The sequence below is a fragment of the Microbacterium sp. DWRC1-3 genome (genome assembly GCF_049896645.1).
Taxonomy (GTDB): domain Bacteria; phylum Actinomycetota; class Actinomycetes; order Actinomycetales; family Microbacteriaceae; genus Microbacterium; species Microbacterium maritypicum.
Map to the genome: position 1 here is coordinate 1711585 of NZ_JAFCUS010000001.1, position 16233 is coordinate 1727817.

The 16233-nt window shown below is 70.9% G+C and carries 21 protein-coding genes; 10 read left to right on the plus strand and 11 right to left on the minus strand.

The window, feature by feature from the left end; translation table 11 throughout:
- Nucleotides 1–12: 12 nt before the first annotated feature.
- Both ACP699_RS08290 and ACP699_RS08295 read right to left on the minus strand, forming a co-directional pair.
- The gene (locus tag ACP699_RS08290) at nucleotides 13–672 is read right to left on the minus strand and encodes a LuxR C-terminal-related transcriptional regulator (protein WP_055865721.1); all 660 of its coding nucleotides are present in this window, start codon (nucleotides 670–672) and stop codon (nucleotides 13–15) included.
- The gene (locus tag ACP699_RS08295) at nucleotides 665–1912 is read right to left on the minus strand and encodes a PspC domain-containing protein (protein WP_426170528.1); all 1248 of its coding nucleotides are present in this window, start codon (nucleotides 1910–1912) and stop codon (nucleotides 665–667) included. The genes ACP699_RS08290 and ACP699_RS08295 overlap by 8 nt, the downstream gene beginning before the upstream one ends.
- 114 nt (nucleotides 1913–2026) lie before the next feature.
- Between ACP699_RS08295 and ACP699_RS08300 the strand changes: the two genes are divergently transcribed.
- From ACP699_RS08300 to ACP699_RS08315, 4 genes are all read left to right on the plus strand, one after another.
- On the plus strand, nucleotides 2027–3601 hold the full coding sequence (locus tag ACP699_RS08300; RefSeq protein ID WP_426170530.1) for a PspC domain-containing protein: 1575 nt from the start codon (nucleotides 2027–2029) through the stop codon (nucleotides 3599–3601).
- Entirely contained in the window at nucleotides 3601–3912 is a 312-nt protein-coding gene (locus ACP699_RS08305) for a hypothetical protein (protein WP_400646800.1), read from the plus strand. The genes ACP699_RS08300 and ACP699_RS08305 overlap by 1 nt, the downstream gene beginning before the upstream one ends.
- Before the next feature lie 61 nt (nucleotides 3913–3973).
- Complete coding sequence (locus tag ACP699_RS08310) at nucleotides 3974–4663, plus strand: substrate-binding domain-containing protein (RefSeq protein WP_141387504.1); 690 nt, start codon at nucleotides 3974–3976, stop codon at nucleotides 4661–4663.
- Nucleotides 4664–4703: 40 nt separating this feature from the next.
- Nucleotides 4704–5420 carry a glutamine amidotransferase-related protein gene (locus tag ACP699_RS08315; protein WP_426170533.1) on the plus strand — a complete coding sequence of 239 codons (717 nt, stop codon included), beginning with the start codon at nucleotides 4704–4706 and terminating at the stop codon, nucleotides 5418–5420.
- Between the two features lie 15 nt (nucleotides 5421–5435).
- Here ACP699_RS08315 and ACP699_RS08320 read toward each other — a convergent pair whose 3' ends face one another.
- Nucleotides 5436–5906 (minus strand): hypothetical protein, encoded by a 471-nt coding sequence (locus tag ACP699_RS08320; protein ID WP_055874266.1) that lies wholly within the window; start codon nucleotides 5904–5906, stop codon nucleotides 5436–5438.
- On the minus strand, nucleotides 5903–7117 hold the full coding sequence (locus ACP699_RS08325) for a cation:proton antiporter (RefSeq protein ID WP_055866860.1): 1215 nt from the start codon (nucleotides 7115–7117) through the stop codon (nucleotides 5903–5905). Before ACP699_RS08325 ends, ACP699_RS08320 begins: the two co-directional genes overlap by 4 nt.
- 117 nt (nucleotides 7118–7234) lie before the next feature.
- On the opposite strand from ACP699_RS08325, the gene purU reads away from it, so the two are divergent.
- Nucleotides 7235–8086 carry a formyltetrahydrofolate deformylase gene (gene purU / locus ACP699_RS08330; protein ID WP_017829285.1) on the plus strand — a complete coding sequence of 284 codons (852 nt, stop codon included), beginning with the start codon at nucleotides 7235–7237 and terminating at the stop codon, nucleotides 8084–8086.
- Nucleotides 8087–8137: 51 nt separating this feature from the next.
- On the opposite strand, the gene ACP699_RS08335 is transcribed toward purU, so the two are convergent.
- The 3 genes from ACP699_RS08335 to ACP699_RS08345 form a co-directional block, all read right to left on the minus strand.
- Entirely contained in the window at nucleotides 8138–8533 is a 396-nt protein-coding gene (locus tag ACP699_RS08335) for a type II toxin-antitoxin system VapC family toxin (RefSeq protein ID WP_426170536.1), read from the minus strand.
- Entirely contained in the window at nucleotides 8530–8787 is a 258-nt protein-coding gene (locus tag ACP699_RS08340) for a type II toxin-antitoxin system Phd/YefM family antitoxin (protein ID WP_055874273.1), read from the minus strand. The genes ACP699_RS08335 and ACP699_RS08340 overlap by 4 nt, the downstream gene beginning before the upstream one ends.
- 92 nt (nucleotides 8788–8879) lie before the next feature.
- Nucleotides 8880–9926 carry an NAD(P)H-dependent flavin oxidoreductase gene (locus tag ACP699_RS08345; RefSeq protein WP_426170539.1) on the minus strand — a complete coding sequence of 349 codons (1047 nt, stop codon included), beginning with the start codon at nucleotides 9924–9926 and terminating at the stop codon, nucleotides 8880–8882.
- Between the two features lie 98 nt (nucleotides 9927–10024).
- On the opposite strand from ACP699_RS08345, the gene ACP699_RS08350 reads away from it, so the two are divergent.
- The gene (locus ACP699_RS08350) at nucleotides 10025–10297 is read left to right on the plus strand and encodes a DUF6412 domain-containing protein (protein WP_055874279.1); all 273 of its coding nucleotides are present in this window, start codon (nucleotides 10025–10027) and stop codon (nucleotides 10295–10297) included.
- Nucleotides 10298–10363: 66 nt separating this feature from the next.
- Nucleotides 10364–11143: a YidC/Oxa1 family membrane protein insertase gene (locus tag ACP699_RS08355; protein WP_426170542.1), complete on the plus strand. Its 780-nt coding sequence runs from the start codon at nucleotides 10364–10366 to the stop codon at nucleotides 11141–11143.
- On the opposite strand, the gene ACP699_RS08360 is transcribed toward ACP699_RS08355, so the two are convergent.
- The 3 genes from ACP699_RS08360 to ACP699_RS08370 form a co-directional block, all read right to left on the minus strand.
- Complete coding sequence (locus tag ACP699_RS08360) at nucleotides 11115–12032, minus strand: EamA family transporter (protein ID WP_055865756.1); 918 nt, start codon at nucleotides 12030–12032, stop codon at nucleotides 11115–11117. The genes ACP699_RS08355 and ACP699_RS08360 overlap by 29 nt on opposite strands.
- A 50-nt stretch (nucleotides 12033–12082) precedes the next feature.
- The gene (locus tag ACP699_RS08365) at nucleotides 12083–12967 is read right to left on the minus strand and encodes an SDR family oxidoreductase (RefSeq protein WP_426170544.1); all 885 of its coding nucleotides are present in this window, start codon (nucleotides 12965–12967) and stop codon (nucleotides 12083–12085) included.
- A 166-nt stretch (nucleotides 12968–13133) separates the two neighbouring features.
- On the minus strand, nucleotides 13134–13481 hold the full coding sequence (locus ACP699_RS08370; RefSeq protein ID WP_017829293.1) for a hypothetical protein: 348 nt from the start codon (nucleotides 13479–13481) through the stop codon (nucleotides 13134–13136).
- Nucleotides 13482–13668: 187 nt separating this feature from the next.
- Between ACP699_RS08370 and ACP699_RS08375 the strand changes: the two genes are divergently transcribed.
- The 3 genes from ACP699_RS08375 to ACP699_RS08385 are packed head-to-tail and all read left to right on the plus strand — an operon-like array spanning nucleotide 13669 to nucleotide 15124.
- Nucleotides 13669–14148, plus strand: a complete 480-nt coding sequence (locus ACP699_RS08375) for a hypothetical protein (RefSeq protein ID WP_055874289.1) — start codon at nucleotides 13669–13671, stop codon at nucleotides 14146–14148.
- The gene (locus ACP699_RS08380; protein WP_055865765.1) at nucleotides 14145–14558 is read left to right on the plus strand and encodes a CBS domain-containing protein; all 414 of its coding nucleotides are present in this window, start codon (nucleotides 14145–14147) and stop codon (nucleotides 14556–14558) included. The genes ACP699_RS08375 and ACP699_RS08380 overlap by 4 nt, the downstream gene beginning before the upstream one ends.
- Nucleotides 14555–15124 carry a CinA family protein gene (locus tag ACP699_RS08385; RefSeq protein ID WP_426170547.1) on the plus strand — a complete coding sequence of 190 codons (570 nt, stop codon included), beginning with the start codon at nucleotides 14555–14557 and terminating at the stop codon, nucleotides 15122–15124. The genes ACP699_RS08380 and ACP699_RS08385 overlap by 4 nt, the downstream gene beginning before the upstream one ends.
- 19 nt (nucleotides 15125–15143) lie before the next feature.
- Here the strand turns inward: ACP699_RS08385 and ACP699_RS08390 are convergent, their stop codons facing one another.
- Nucleotides 15144–16232: an alcohol dehydrogenase catalytic domain-containing protein gene (locus ACP699_RS08390; RefSeq protein WP_055865767.1), complete on the minus strand. Its 1089-nt coding sequence runs from the start codon at nucleotides 16230–16232 to the stop codon at nucleotides 15144–15146.
- Nucleotide 16233: the final 1 nt, after the last annotated feature.

Sequence of the window (16233 nt, forward strand, 5' to 3'; positions counted from 1 at the left end):
CGCGGAGCCGGCTCACAGCAGGCGCCGCTCCGAGGCCCAGGCCGTGAGTTCGTGACGCGACGACAGCTGCAGCTTCCGCAGCACGGATGACACGTGTGTCTCGACCGTCTTGATCGAGATGAACAGCTCGGATGCGACCTCCTTGTACGCGTAGCCCCGGGCGATGAGGCGCATGACCTCCTGCTCGCGCGCCGAGAGCCGGTCGAGTTCGTCGGTCGCCGTCGCTGTCTCGCCGGCCACCGCACCGAACGCGTCCAGCACGAAGCCGGCGAGCCGCGGAGAGAACACCGCATCCCCGTCGGCCACTGCGCGCACCGCGCTGCTGACCTCCACACCCGACGACCCCTTGGTGATGTAGCCCCTGGCGCCGGCGCGGATCACGCGCACGACATCGGCCGCCGCGTCCGACACGCTCAGCGCGAGGAACCGGGCGGCGGTGGGAGACGAGCCGCGGATCACGGCCTCGCCTCCGGCCGCATCGTCTCCGCTGCCCCCTGGCAGGTGCACGTCGAGGAGCACGACATCCGGCTGCGTCTCGCCGATCACCGCGATCGCGGACGGCACGTCGGCGGCCTCTCCGACCACGTCGACGCTCGCGTCGAGGTCGGCGCGCAGCCCGGAGCGGAAGATCGAGTGGTCGTCGACGATCACGACCCGGATGCTGTCAGCCATGGTTCTCCTCCCGCGAAGAGGTCGGGCGCGGCGCCGGTCGATCCTGGAGCGCGCTCGTGGTGATGCGAAGGCGCACCTCGGTGCCGTTCCCATCGCTGCGTACCTCTCCGGTGCCGCCCGCACGGCGCATCCGGCCGATGATCGACTCCCGCACTCCCAGGCGATCGCTGGGCACATCGTCGAGTCGGAATCCCGCCCCCCGATCGCGGATGAACACGTCCACCCCCGAGGCGCTTCCCTCGATGTACACGGAGATCTCCCCACCCGCGTGCCGGGCCGCGTTCAGGATCGCCTCCCGCGCCGCCGCGGCGAGCTCCCCGCTCGCCCGCTCGGTCGACAGCCCGGCCGAGACGACGTCGATGCGCACGGGGTAGTCGAGTTCGAGCGCTCCCGCATAGTCGCGCAGATCGGTCGGAAGATCACTGTCGGCGGGGGCATCGCCGTCGTACAACCACGCGCGCAGCTCGCGCTCCTGCGCCCTGGCGAGCCGTGCGGCTTCGCTGGAGGCCCCCGCCCTGTTCTGGATCAGCGCCAGTGTCTGCAGCACCGAGTCGTGCAGGTGGGCGGCCATCTGACTGCGCTGCTCCTCCCGGATGCGGCGCACCCGTTCACCCGACAGCTCCCGCCACCGCGGGATCAGCGTCGACGACACCACGGCGGCGAGCCCGACCAGCGGGAGGAGCACCAGCGCCACACCCGAGCGCGCCACCGGCCAGGACAGCAGAACCGTGACCAGCAGGGCGAGCAGCAGGATCGCGAGGATCCGGATGCTCAGGGTGTGCCGGGGCCCGCGCGCGGTGTCGGTGCGATCTATGAGCGTGGCCCAGAGACCGGCACCCGTCGCGAAGGCCACGGTGCCACCGACGACGACGGCCGCGGTGCCGGGCGGGATCGATCCGCTCAACCAGTCGCTGCCTCCTCGCCAGACGAGGACGACGAGCATCCCGACCGCGGCAGGGGCGAGCAGCAGCCAGGCCACCGGCATCCGTCTGGTCGGCGCGCTCTCGCCCTCCGCCCAGGGCGTGAACATCCAGCACCATGCATAGAGGAGGATGCCGGCGCCGCCGCACAGCGTGAGGGCGATGAACAGCGCCCGCACCAACGACACCCGCACACCGAGATGGCGGGCGAGCCCCGTGCTGACGCCGGCCACCAGGCACTCACGATCCCGGGTCAGCGGCGGGCGCGGTGGAGCGGCCACGCGCGGGGGCCGCGCAGGAGCGTGCGCCGAAGAGGACATGGGGCAATCCAATCACCCGCGCGCCCGCTCGGGGTGCTCCCCTGCCCAGAATCAGGGGCCGCTCAGGGGTTCCCCCCATGGCAGGCATCCCCCCGCGGCCGCCAGGATCGAAGCATGACGATTCCGACTGCGCCCCCGCCCCCTGCCGACCCCGCCGCTCCGGCCGGTGGCGCTGAGGGCACCGATATCCCGCGCGGCGCCGATCGCTTCCTGCTCTGGGTCGCCGGTCTCGGCGTCGCCCGCTCCGAGGGCTGGCTGGGCGGGGTCGCCGCTGGCATCGCCGCGCGCCTGCGCATCGACCCGCTGATCGTGCGGGGGGTGCTCGTGGTCGCCGCACTGTTCGGACTGCCGGTGATCTTCCTCTACGCCGCCGCCTGGGCGCTGCTGCCGGACGTCGACGGGCGGGTGCACGTGCGCGACCTGCTGTGCCGCGACTATCAGCCCGTGCAGTGGGGCATCCTGGCGATGGCCGTCATCGGCCTGTTCCCCACGGCTCCGCTCGCGGGCCGCCTGTTCGGACTCGGATACGACGGCTGGTCGGCTCTCTCCCTCATCAGCTGGATCCTCGGGCTCGTGCTCGTCGCCAGCCTGCTCTTCCTGATCGTGCGTGCTGCCAGCCGCACCCCGGGTGCTTCCGCGCCGGATCTGCCGATGGCTTCCGCAGATCAGGCGGCCCCGGCCGCATCCGCCCCCCTCGCCGGTTCGGGTACCGCCGAGGGGGCGGATGCCACTCTCCCGATCGAGGCAGACGCCGCGGCCGACACCGTCGCGGAGCCTGCGGCACCGGATGCCTCGCTCGGCCTCACCCCGCCCGCACCGCCGGTTCCGCTGCCGCCCGGTTCTCAAGACCCTGCGGCCCTCGAGGCCTGGCGCGCTCAGCACGCCGCCTGGAAGGAACAGGATCAGGCATGGCGGCGCCAGCAGCAGGATGTCGAACGGGCTGCCCGTGACCAGCTGCGCCGCGAGCGCCAGGCCGAGGCCGCGGTGTTCGCCGCAGAGGCGGCCGAGCGCCGTCGCATCCGCCGGGCATCGAACCCGCGGGCGGGCTTCGCCTTCGCCGCGACCATGATCGGTCTCGCCATCATCACGGGTGCCGCCGTCGGTCTCGTCACCGGCGGTGAGTCCCTCGGCGGAGCGCTGGGACTACTCGCCGCCGCACTCATCCTCGCGCTCGGCATGATCGTCGCCGGAGCGTTCCGTCGCCGCAGCGGCTTCCTGGCCTTCGCGACCGTGCTCACGCTGATGGGCGGACTGGTGGCCGGTGCATTCTCGACCCTTCAGGGCTTCACGCTCGGCTGGGCGTCGATCTCCAACAACCGGGCGGAGCACATCCGTCAGCCGTTCGGAGACCTCTATCTCTCGCTGAACCAGCATGACGGCGCGCCCCGGCCGATCGTGATCGAGAAGGGTTCCGGCACCACCGAGATCTACGTCGATGCGGGAGTGGAGCTCGAGCTTCGCGCGACGCTCGACACCGGGACGGCGCACTGGACGCGGGTGGAGGGTGAGACCGCGACCATCATCGACAGCGGCGTCTGGTCCTTCGAGGACCGCGGCGGCGAGTCCGTCATCGTCCAGGACATCTCGTCGGACCGTGTGTCTGCGACCACCGTCCAGCCCGTCACCATCGATCAGACCAGTGGTGCCATCAACGTCACCATCTACGAGCCCGTGAAGGAAGACCAGTGATGAGCACGCCCACGATCATCGAACCGGCCACCCCGCCCCGCACCCGCTGGGCCGCCATCATCTGGGGCCTCCTGTTCTCCTCCGTCGCGGCGAGCGCCCTCTGGATGCTCGCCGACGCCGATCGGCGCGAGACTCTCGCAGACGGGCTGCTGGCCCTGACCCCGACCACCGTGAACATGATCCTCGTGTTGACGATCGGTGTGCTGCTGCTCGTCGGCGGAGCCGTCGGGCTGATCCGCCGCGCCCAGCGCACGCTCGCTGCCACGGCACCGGCGCCGCTGCACGAGGTGCCGGAACCGCTCGCCGAGTAACCTTGACCCCATGGCGAATCAGGGAAGACGGCCCGCGAAGGGCGCAAGCAGGGGCACGCCGGTGCGCCGGAACAAGGCCGCCCCCGCCGAGCGATTCCCCCCACAGAAGCCGAAGAAGCCGACGGCCAAGGTCGTCTTCGACGCTCCTCAGCCCGAACCCGAGGCACCGCGCACCTTCCGGCTGGGCGCGGTGCCAGGGGCGACACCCGGCAAGTGGATCGATGCGTGGAAGCAGCGGATGCCACGAGTGCCGCTCGAGCTCGTTCCGATCGAGGCCGCTACACAGCGGGCCGCGCTCGACGGGGTCGACGCGGCGCTGGTGCGTCTGCCTCTCACGGACGAGTCGCTGCACATCATCCCGCTGTACGACGAGCTCCCGGTCGTGGTCGCGGCAGCAGACTCGCACCTGATGGCGGCCGCTGAGCTCACGGGCTCCGACCTCGAGGGCGAAGTCGTGATCGGGCTGACCGACGACGTGCTCGGCCCGCTCGATCTCCCCGGGACTCTCCCGGCGACCTTCGCCGCGCTCCCGACCGGCGAGGCAGTCGCGACGGCGGCATCCGGAGTTGGCATCGTGGTCGTCCCGATGTCCCTCGCCCGCCTGCACCACCGCAAGGATGCCGATCACCGGGTGCTCGCGGACGGACCGACATCGACGGTCGCCCTGGTCTGGCCGCGCGAGCGCACCACGCCCGACGTCGAGACTTTCGTCGGCATCGTCCGCGGTCGCACGACCAACTCCTCGCGGTGACCGCGTCGGCCCGGCCTCGCGCGATCGTTAGAATCTCCTGATGGCCTCGCTTCTCTACGTCTGCGTGCGGCCCGAGATCGGGGCGGCGGATGCCGAGCATGCCTCTTTCCGCCGGGCCCTCGGTGTCGACGTGGTCGATCGGCTCGATCTGCTGCAGACGCCGCTGCACATCGAGCGTCTGCAGGGGTACCGCGGAATCGTGGTCGGGGGCTCGCCGTTCAACGTCTCCGACACGGTGAAGACCGCGGAGCAGCTGCGGGTCGAAGCCGACCTCCGCACACTGGCGGACGCGGCGATGGCGGCCGAGATCGCGGTGTTCTTCACCTGCTTCAGCATCGGCGTGGTGACCCGCATGCTCGGGGGCGAGGTCGTGACCGACACCCCTGAACCCGCGAGCGCCACCGTGATCGACACGACCGCAGCCGGTGCAGCCGACCCCGTGTTCGGCCCCAGCGGCTCGGCTCTCACGGTCTTCACGGCGCACAAGGAGAGCGCAGCGAGCACCCCTCCCGGTGCCGTGCTGCTGGCGACGAACGAGGCCTGTCCGGTGCAGGCCTACCGCGTGGGCACGCACCTGTACGCGGCGCAGTTCCACCCCGAGCCCACTCCGCGCGACTTCGCCGACCGCATGACGTTCTACCGCACCACCGGCTACTTCGACCCCGACGAGTTCGACGCGGTGCAGCAGCAGGTGCTCGCGGCATCGGTGACCGAGGGCGCAGCGCTCCTGCGCCGCTTCGCCGAGACCTTCGCCTGAGTCGGGGAACCCGCGTCAGCTCGCGGCCGCGTCCCGCAGCAGCGCCACACGCTCGCGCAGATATGCCTCCAGCGGCATGAAACCGCCCGCGGTGCTCCAGCGCACGGACGGCACCCCGTCGATCAGGGCGAGCGGCCCGGAGGAGCCTCCGGCATCCACCCCATCGACGTCGATGACGCTCCACCCCACGTGCACGACCTCGCCCTCGCCGAATCCACCGCGCAACGCCTCGGCTCGGCGCTCGGCACGCTCCCTGGCCGACTCCGCGGTGTAGCCGCGGCGCCCGGGGTCGGCCGCGCGCAGCACCTCTGCCGTCGCCAGCGCGTGCGTCTCTGTCAGCAGCAGCACGCCCAGGTGCCAGGCGTCTCCGACCCGCACGATGCGACGCCCGCGCCACCGGGAATCGCGCTGCTCGCCGAGTCCCTCCTTCGGCGCGTCCTGCAGGTCCTTCACGGCCTGGGTCAAGAGTGCGGATGCGGTGGTCACAGTTCTCCCTGCGTGGACTCGGCGGCCCGCTCCGGCCCGACGACCTCCGCGCGGTCGCCGCGGAGAGTCATGCCGATGAGCGGATACAGCAGCACCGACAGCATGCCGGCGCCGACCAGCGCCGCGGCCGTGCCGGTGTCGATCATGTCCTGGTCGACACCGATCGCCGTCACGGCGACGATGATCGGCAGACCGGTCGCGGCGAGGAGCCCCAGGGCGGCGCGATCGCGAGCACTCGCTCCGGGCGGGGCCGACAGCTGCGCCGCCGATCCGCGGATCACGAGCAGAGCGATCAGGAAGATCGGCACCAGAGCCAGCGCCGACGGCGATGTGAGCAGCGCCTGCAGGTCGAACGTGACACCCGTGTAGAGGAAGAAGATCGGCACGAGGAATCCGAAGGCGATCGCCTCGATCTTGCTCTCGACCTCTTCCGCATCCTTCTTCGGCGCGCGCGCCATGATGATGCGCCAGATCGCGCCGGCCACGAACGCTCCCAGCAGCATGTCGAGGTCGAGCATGACGCTGAGCCCCACGAGGGCGGCGATGAGGAGGATCACGAAGCGCACGCCGAACTGATCCGAGGTGTGCAGGGTGGCGCGGACGATGCGGTGCAGCCGTCCGTGCGACACGCGCGTGGCCAACAGCACGGCGAGACCGGCGAGCACGACGAAGGTCAGGAGCACAGCGGTGGCGATCGGAGTGGTCCGCGTGCTCAGGAAGATCGAGATCGCGATGAGCGGCAGGAACTCGCCGACCGCACCGATCGCGCTGATCGCACGACCGAAGGGCGAGTCGAGCTCTCGGGCGTCGCGCAGGATCGGCATCAGCGTTCCCAGCGCCGTCGAGCTGAGGGCGATCCCGATCACCACCATCCCCTCACCCGGCGCGAAGAAGAAACCCAGGCCGATGCCCAGCAGCACGCTGAGCAGCCACCCGAGCGATGCCCGGGCGAGCGGCTTGCCCGCGACCTTCGTGAAGTCGATCTCGGTGCCCGCGACGAAGAACAGCAGCGCCAGGCCGAAGTCGCTGAGCTTCTCCAGCAGCGGTCCCGTCTCGACCCAGCCGAGAACCGCGGGACCGATGAGGATGCCGAGAACGAGCTCGAACACCACGATCGGCACCCGGACCACCGGCCGCACGCCACGGGCGAGCAGGGGTGCGGCGACAGCCAGCAGGGGCACCAGCACCAGGCCGAGGTCGCTCGCTTCCATGCTCTCAGGGTAGGTGAGGCGGCCGTCGCGCGGGTGCAGGGCATCGCGCGGTGCTCTCGCGATTCGCCCGCTCGGCGCATCCACGGCAGAATCGATGCACACCCTCGAGGAGTCCCCATGTCTCAGCCCGATACCGCCCGCCTGCTCATCGCCTGCGACGATCAGCCCGGCATCGTCGCCGCCGTCGCCGGCGTGCTCGCTCAGCACGGGGCGAACATCATCTCCCTCGACCAGCACTCGACGGACTCCGAGGGCGGACGCTTCTTCCAGCGCACCGTCATCCACCTCGACGGGCTCTCGGCCGCGCGCCCCGCGCTCGAAGCCGACATCGCCGGCGTCGCCGAGCGCTTCGGCATGGAGTGGTCGCTGCACGACGTGGCCCGGCGCAAGCGCGTCGCGATCTTCGTCTCGAAGTACGACCACTGCCTGATGGAGCTGCTGTGGCGCACTCAGCGCGGGCAGCTCGACATCGACATCACGATGGTCGTCTCCAACCACCCCGACCTGGCCGAGGCCGTCCGGTCGTTCGGCGTGCCGTTCGTGCACATCCCCTCCGGCGACAAGGCCGCCATGGAGGAGCGCCAGCTGGAGCTGCTGCGCGGCAACGTCGATCTCGTCGTGCTCGCGCGCTACATGCAGATCCTCACCGACGACTTCATCACCCGGCTCGAGGCCCCGGTGATCAACATCCACCACTCGTTCCTGCCCGCCTTCATCGGTGCGAACCCGTATGCGCGGGCCAAGGATCGCGGCGTCAAGCTGATCGGTGCGACCGCGCACTACGCGACGGCCGACCTCGACGAGGGGCCGATCATCGAGCAGGACGTCACGCGCGTGACCCACTCCGAATCGGCCGCCGAGCTGCAGAGCCGCGGCGCCGACGTCGAGCGTCTGGTGCTCGCGCGCGCCGTGCAGTGGCATGCCGAGGATCGCGTGATCGTGCACGGCAAGTCCACGGTCATCCTCTAGAGGAGCGAGCGTACCGCCTCGCGAACACAGAGAATCCTCATCGGGGCCGCGTCAGGATCGGGCACCGATCACGTCGACTGCGAGCCCGTGGGAAGCAGCTGCGAGGCGTCTGTCGTTCGTCCACAGTTCGGTGCAGCCCGCGATCTGAGCCGCAGCGAGATGCACGGCATCTGGCGTCTTCAACCCGAAATCCGCCCGGAGTTCCGCGGAACGGATGAAGACCGTCGCGTCCAGCGTCACTTCTTCGAGGTGTTCGAACATCGCGAGGTAGCGGTCGCGCAGCTCGGGATTGCGCCCGCGCAGCGGGCCGACCAAGCACTCCTGAAGCGCCAGAGGGCTCGAGGCCACCGCGACGTCCACCTCTCGGAGTACGTTTCGGACGGCGTCACCCCGAGGCCCGTCGTCTTCGATGGCGTAGATCAGGATGCAGGAGTCGAGGTAGATCATTCCCAGGCGTCTCGGCTTTCCGCGATCTGCGCGTCGAGCTCGGCAGCCGAACGGGCCAGCCGCCCGGGCAACGGGTCGCTCTCGAGCCACTCGACGAGGAGCCGCCCGCTGCGGACGAGATCGACCGGCCCGATCGGGACGAGCTTCGCTACCGGCTTCCCTCGCTTGGTGATGACGACATCTTCGCCCGCCTGAGAGTCCGCGATCAGCCTCGAGAGACTGTTGCGCGCGTCGAGAACATTGTGACTGCTCATATGTCCATGTTAGCCATGAACCTGGCTATGTTGACACTCAGTGCGCCTTCGCCTCCAGGCAGTCCCTTCACGCTCTTGTTCGTCGATGAGCGTCAGGGAGCGACCGGAACCCCCGCGACCAGTTCGGCGAACACGTCCGCGGCGGTCTCGTGGCGCACGAGTGGCGCGCCCTGCCCCATCCACAGCGACTGCAGCGCGCCCAGGTTCTGCTCCCCCGCGGCAGCGCGGAAGCGACCCGTGAGCCAGTTCTGCATCGGGAACGGCGCGATCGTGCCGCTGGCTTCGATGGCGCGCACGACGCGGTTGCGCGCACCACGGGCCAGACGCCCGCTCATCGCCAGCGTGAGCACGGTCTCGTCGGCAGCGGTCGAGCGGATCGCGTCGCGGTGCGCCTGGTTGGCCGCCGACTCCGAGGCGGCGAGGAAGGCCGTCCCGACCTGCACGCCCGCGGCCCCGAGAGCGAACGCCGCGGCCGCACCGCGTCGATCGGCGATGCCTCCGGCCGCGATCACGGGCACGTCCACCGCATCGACGACCTGCGGGATCAGGGCGAAGGTCCCGACGAGCGACTCCTCGGCAGGGCGCAGGAACGACACCCGATGCCCGCCGGCCTCCGCCCCGGTCGCGACCACGGCATCCACTCCCGCTGCGGCGAGCGCGACCGCCTCGGCCACGGTGGTCGCCGTGCCGACGATCCGGATACCGCGATGGTGCGCCTCTCGGACCACATCGGCGGACGGCACCCCGAACACCACGCTCAGCACCGTGGGCTCGATCTCCCAGATCGCGTCGAGCTGCTCCTCCAGGGCGGGGGTGTAGCGCTCCGGTCTGCTCGGCACGTCGAGACCCACGGCCTCGTAGAAGGGTTGCAGCGCCTGGGCGAACACCGTGTGCTGCGGGTTCGGTTCGACCTCGTCGCCCGTGGGAAGCCAGATGTTCACCGCGAACGGCCGATCGGTCGCCGCACGCAGCTCGGCTCCGGTCGTGCGGATGCGGTCGCCCTCGTAGCCGTACAGGCCGAATGAGCCCAGTCCGCCGGCGTTGCTCACCGCCGCGGTGAGCGCGGTCGAGGAGAGCCCGCCGAACGGGCCGAGGATGATCGGATGCTCGATCCCGAGCAGGGCGCGAAGGTCACTCATGCTTCGACGTTACGCCCGCGCCGCACCCCCGGGGTCGACCGTGACGGGTCCGACCTGCAGACCCCGGTGATACCCTCGCTGCAGGAGGGAGAGCGCACATGAGCGAGTGGTTCGGGCAGATGCTGAGCTTCGTCGCGACCGCGCTCGGGCTCGTCTCGATGCCCGATGCGGCAGCTCTCGGCCTCGCGATCGCGGTGCTCGCGGTCACGGCCCTCACGCTCGCGATCGTGCTGAGCGTGCGCCCCGAAGCCACCGCAGACGCCCCGCATCCGCTGCGGGCGATCGACATCGGCACCCTCCTCACGCAGAGCGATCCTGATGCCGCAGGCCACCCACGGCCTCGGGCGCCGGGAGTCGCGAGCGCCGCGTAGTCCGTTCACACGACGGGATCACGCGGCCTTCGCCGACCCTTCCCGACGCCACGAACGGACTCTTGCATGGACATCTTCGCCTTTCCCCCTCTCGCCGCCCTCCTCGACGCCGCCTACGGCGCCCTGACCGGGCTCTCCGACCTGCTCACCCCTCTCGCCGGAGCCTCGGCCGCCGCCCTCGCCGTCATGCTCGTCACCCTGCTGGTGCGGGCGCTGCTCATCCCCGTCGGCATCTCCCAGGCCAAGGCCGAGCAGACCAGGGCGCGCCTCGCGCCGAAGCTGCGCGAGCTCCAGCGCCGCCACAAGAAGAACCCCGAGCGTCTGCAGAAGGAGACGATGGCGCTGTACCGCGCCGAGAACACCTCGCCGTTCGCGGGGATGCTCCCGGTGCTGGCGCAGGCCCCCGTCGTCGGCATCCTGTACACGCTGTTCCTGCGCCCGGAGATCGCGGGACACTCCAACGAGCTGCTCGCGCACGACCTGTTCGGCGCACCTCTGGGCACGAGCCTGATCGCGGCGCTCTTCGGCGGCACGGCGACTGCGGCCACGTTCCTCGTGTTCGGCGTACTGCTCGCCGTGATGATCGCGGTCGCCGAGGTCACCCGCCGCGTGTTCCGCCCGACACCGGCCGATGCCGACGACTCCCCGCTGAACTCCCCCACCATGCTGCGCGTCGTCTCGGCGATGCACTACGTGACCGCGGTCTTCGCCGTGTTCGTGCCGCTCGCCGCCGCGCTGTACCTCACCGTCACGGTGGTCTGGACTCTCGTACAGCGCATCATCCTGCGTCGGCGGTTCCCGCTGCCGACTCCGGTGGTCAGTCGGGCAGCGGTATCGGCGCGGTGAAGGGACCGGAGGGACCTCCGTCGCGGCGGTCCCTCCGCACACCGAGCGTGGTCCCCACGCTCGCGGCGATCACGAGGGCGATGGCCAGCAGTCGCAGCGGGGTCGCATCCTGCCCGAGGATGAGCCATCCGGCGAGGGTAGCGAAGGCGGGCTCGAGGCTCAGCAGCACGCCGAACACTCGTTGCGGCAGACGGCGCAGCGCCGCGAGCTCGAAGCTGTAGGGGATCACCGACGACAGCACCGCGGTGATCGCCGCGAGCAGCAGGAGCTGCGGATCCATCGCCACCGTCGATGCGGCCGGGATGCCGACCGGGATGAGCAGCACCGCGGCGACCACGAGCCCCATGGCCAGGCCGCTGCTGCCGGGGATGAGCGCGCCGACGCGGGCGCTCATCCGGATGTACATGGCCCAGAAGCCGGCCGCGATGAGGATGAAGACCACCCCGAGCGGGTCGAGCGGTTCGGCGCCGATCAGGCCGTCGATGCCCAGCACGACCATGCCGAGCAGGGCCACGCCGACCCAGGTGAAGTCCGAGAGCTTCCGGGTGAGCACGGCGGCGAGCACCAGTGGCCCGAGGAACTCGATCGCGACGGCAGGACCCAGGGGGATGCGATCGATCGCGGCGTAGAAGAAACCGTTCATCGCGGCGAGGGAGACGCCGAAGAGCACGGCGGCCAACCACTGCGGGCGGGTCCACTTCCGCGGCCGCGGCCGCACGATGACGACCAGCAGGACCGCGGCGATCGCGACGCGCAGCGAGGTCACGCCCCAGGGCCCCAGAACCGGGAACAGCTGAGCGGCGACCGCGGCCCCGAAGGGAAGAGAGAGGCAGGAGCCGATGACGAGTGCGACCCCCACGAGGGGGCTGGACGCGGCGGGCTTCTGCACCAGACAAGCTTAGGCGGCGGCCCCTCTCCGGGCCGCCGCCTCGGCGCGGATCAGAGGGACTTGCCGCCGGTGACCGCGATGACCGATCCGGAGGTGTACGACGATTCCGCCGACGCCAGGTAGACGTAGGTACCGGCGAGCTCCGTGGGCTGCCCCGCCCGCCCCAGCGGGGTGTCGGCACCGAAGGTCGCCAGCCGTTCGGCATCCCATCCGGTCGCCGGGATCAGCGGCGTCCAGATCGGGCCGGGTGCGACGGCGTTGACGCGGATGCCCCGCGGGCCCGCCTCTTCCGCGAGGGCCTTCACGAACGCCACCTGCGCGGCCTTCGTCATGGCGTAGTCGATGAGTCCCGGTGAGGGGTTGTAGGCCTGGACGGATGCCGTCACGATGATGCTCGCTCCCGGCGGGAGGTCGGGATAGGCCGCCCGTGCCGAGAACAGCATGCCGGCCAGGTTGGTGTCGAACACCCGGCGCATCCGCTCCGTCTCCAGCGTCTCGAAGCCGTCGATGTCGTGCTGGTAGCCGGCGTTCAGCACGAGCACGTCCAGTCCGCCGAGTTCGCGCCGCGTCCGGGCGACGATGTCGGTTGCGAACGTCTCGTCGCGCAGGTCACCCGCGAAGCCCACTCCTGCGCGCCCCGTCTCGCGCACCAGGGCGAGCGTGTCCTCCGCGTCGTCCTGCTCCTCGGGCATGTGCGCGATGGCGACGTCGGCGCCCTCCCGCGCGAAGGCGATCGCGACGGCTCGTCCGATGCCCGAGTCTCCGCCCGTGATGAGGGCGCGGCGTCCCTCCAGACGACCATGGCCGACGTAGGTCCGTTCGCCGTGGTCCGGTTCCGGGCGGGTCTGTTCGGTCAGGCCCGGCTGATCCTGGTGCTGTGCGGGAAAGCCCTCTTCGCGGTGCGCGTGGCGGGGGTCGGTGGTGTCGTCGGTCATGGGTCCCACCCTCTCCGATCGTCTCGTGCTCCGTCAGGGGGTTGACAGCTCCGGCCGACCGACCAGCTCTCGTCGACACCCATGCTCGACGACGAAACCCACCGGTGGACGCGCGTCCACGAGTGGGTTTCGACGATGCAGGTGGGTCTCGAGGCGAGCTCGAAGGTCAGAGAGGAGGGGTGACCGGGACCTCGCCGGCGCCGGGCTCCTCGCCCGCCTCGGCGGGCTCGGGAACGAGGTAGAGACCGCTGGGCGCGTTCGCGGTGAACGCGAGCGCCTCGATCCAGGCCCGGTTGATGGAGGGCTGACGGCTGCCGAAGTACTTGAACACGAGAGAGCTGCCGGGCTGGATCCACACGGTGGTGCGCCCGCCGCCCACGCTCGCGTCTTCGCGCCAGCTGAAGGGGAAGGGCTCCCCGCGCCGCAGCTTCGCGGTGATCACGAGCTGCAGGTGGGTGAGGGCGCGGTCCTCGATCTCGGTCTTCACGCCGCCTTCGTAGACGAACTTTCCCATTGGTGGTGCTCCTTGGTCGCTGTCTGGCCGGGACGACGGCTTCGCTCCATTCTCGCGCACTCCGCCGCCGGATACCTCCTGTCCCCGCGGTCGCGCCCGATGCCCACTCGACGCCCCGAAGTCAACCCCCTCGGCGAGACGTCGCCCGGAGCCTAGCCTCGGGACACTCGACTCGAAGGGCACTGCCATGAACGACCGACACATCGACGACCGTCCCGACGAGGGCTACACGCCCACGACCACGCACGCCGCCTGGGGCGCGGGCAACCCCCGACTGCGCATCACCAGGGACGACGAGCGCACCGAGTTCGCGCTGAGCGACGACGTGGTGCGGATCGGCTCCGCCGAGGACAACGAGCTGCGCCTGGCCGACACCGATCCCGTGCATGCCACGATCACACACGACGACCGCGACGAGTACGTGCTGACGCTGCACGGCGAGGGTGAGACGAACGCGAGCCTGGGCGTTGACGCGACCCACGCCGACGAGAACTCCGAGACGCTGCGCACCGGAGCGCACTTCACGGCGGGCCCGTGGACCCTGGTCTTCGCACGCGAGGAGTTCGCCGATCACGGACGGCCGTACGGAGGCCGTGCGGGTGGGGAGTACTCCGACCAGCCGTTGCAGCCGCCGCGTCCGGACTACGACGAGGGCGAAGAGCGATGACCACCGCGCGCGACCTCATGACTCCGAGGCCGCGCTGCATCGGGGTGAACGATTCCTTGCGCATCGCCGCCTCGGTCATGGCGGATCTGGATGTCGGAGCCCTGCCGATCTGCGGCGAGGACGGCAAGCTGAAGGGCATGCTCACCGACCGCGACATCGTGGTGGGTGCGATCGCCCTGGGCATGGACCCGGAGACCACCCCGGCGTCAGCGCTCGCTAAGGGCAAGCCGGTCACGGTGGATGCGGATGACGACATCCGCGTGGCCCTCGACCGGATGCAGGAGAACCAGGTGCGACGGCTGCCCGTGATGACCGACCGTCGTCTGGTCGGCATCGTGAGTCAGGCCGACGTCGCACGCTCGCTGTCCGCATCGACGACCGGCAAGACCGTGGAGAGCATCTCGCGGTGACCCTGCACGACGACACCCCCGATGCTGCGCAGGCCCCCGGCGCCGAGGCGATGAGCGGCCCCGATACGCGCGGCCACATCGCACGGCTGAGCGAACTCGCCGCCGCGCGGGGGCTGCGCATCGCCGTGGCGGAGTCACTCACCTCGGGCATGCTCGCGCACACGATCGGCGCCGGCGACGGTGCCTCCGAGTGGTTCGCCGGCGGCATCGTCGCCTACATGACCGCCGTGAAGGAGCGCGTTCTCGGGCTGAAGCCCGGGACGGATCCGTGCTCGGCGGCATGCGCGGAGCAGCTCGCCGTGGGGGCACGTCGCCTGTTCGACGCCGACCTCACCGTGTCGACCACGGGCGTCGGCGGCCCCGACGCGCAGGGCGGGCATCCCGCAGGGACCGTCTTCCTGGGCTGGGCCACCGCCGAGGACCAGGGCCACCGCAGGCTCGCCCTGGTCGGCGACCCCGAGGAGATCCTGACCGCGACCGTCGATGCGGCCGTCAGCCTGCTCGCCTTCCACGCCGAGGGGCTGCGCCCACTCGGCCCCCGACGAGGGCAGGACGACGGCGTCTAGGGCCTGTGTCCCGGGCGCATCACTGCCCCGGAACGAGTCCGATCCGAAGAGGAGCCCCCGGGGAGGCCGCCTCCACGAGCGCCGCGTCGATCTCGAAGAGTCCGCGCACCGCGCCGACCGCGTCCGCGAACGGGTAGGCCCGCCCTCGTCCGGCGAGGAAGGCCACGGCTTCGGCGAGTTCGGCCCCCGTGTAGTTGTGGATGCCGGCGACGGTGACCAGGCGCCGCACGATGCTCTCGGCGTCGAACGGCACCGGATCGGCCGGGAACACACTGCCGACGAGCACGACGGTTCCCCCGACCGCGACGCCCGAGAGAGCCTCGCCCACCGCGTGCCCCGAGGCTTCGATCACGACGTCGGGCTCGCCGTCGAGGCCGGTCGCACCGAAGCGTGCGGCGAGGGCACGTCGCTCGGGGTTGGGGTCGAGCACCTCCACGGTCGCACCCTGCTCGGCGGCGATGGCCGCGGCGGAGAGTCCGACCAGTCCCGCGCCGTGGATCCGCACACGCGCTCCGTCGAGATCGCGGTCCTTCGCGGCCCTGGCCACCGCAGCCCAGGCTGTCGCCGTGGCGCAGGACGCGGGCGCGAGAACGGAGGCGGGGAGCGCCTCGGGAACCCGCACGATGGCCGTCCCCTCTCGCAGCTGCACGTGACTCGCGAAGGCTCCGGTGAGGTCGCCGTGCGCCCCGACCTTGTCGTGCCCGTACTTCCCCAGGTCGCGGCACTTCTGCGGCATCCCCTGCAGGCACCGGTCGCAGCTCGCGCACGACACCGTCACCGACCAGACCACCCGGTCGCCGATGCGCAGCGGAGTACCGTCGACCGTGTGCGCCCCGCCGTCACCGGTCGCGATGACCCGTCCGACGCTCTCGTGTCCGAGCACCAGAGGAGTCGGGGCCGAGCGGCGCCCCTGCACGGTGTGCACATCCGAGCCGCAGATCGTCGACATCTCGACGGCCACGAGCACGTCGCCGTCACCGAGCGCGACGCCCGGCACGGCGATCGTCTCGTGCGGATGGCCTTCGCCGACCCACACCATCGCGGTCGCGGCAGGGCGCAGCGCGACGTCCCGGCGATGGCCGGGAGGACGGATCAGCAGCGTTCCCATG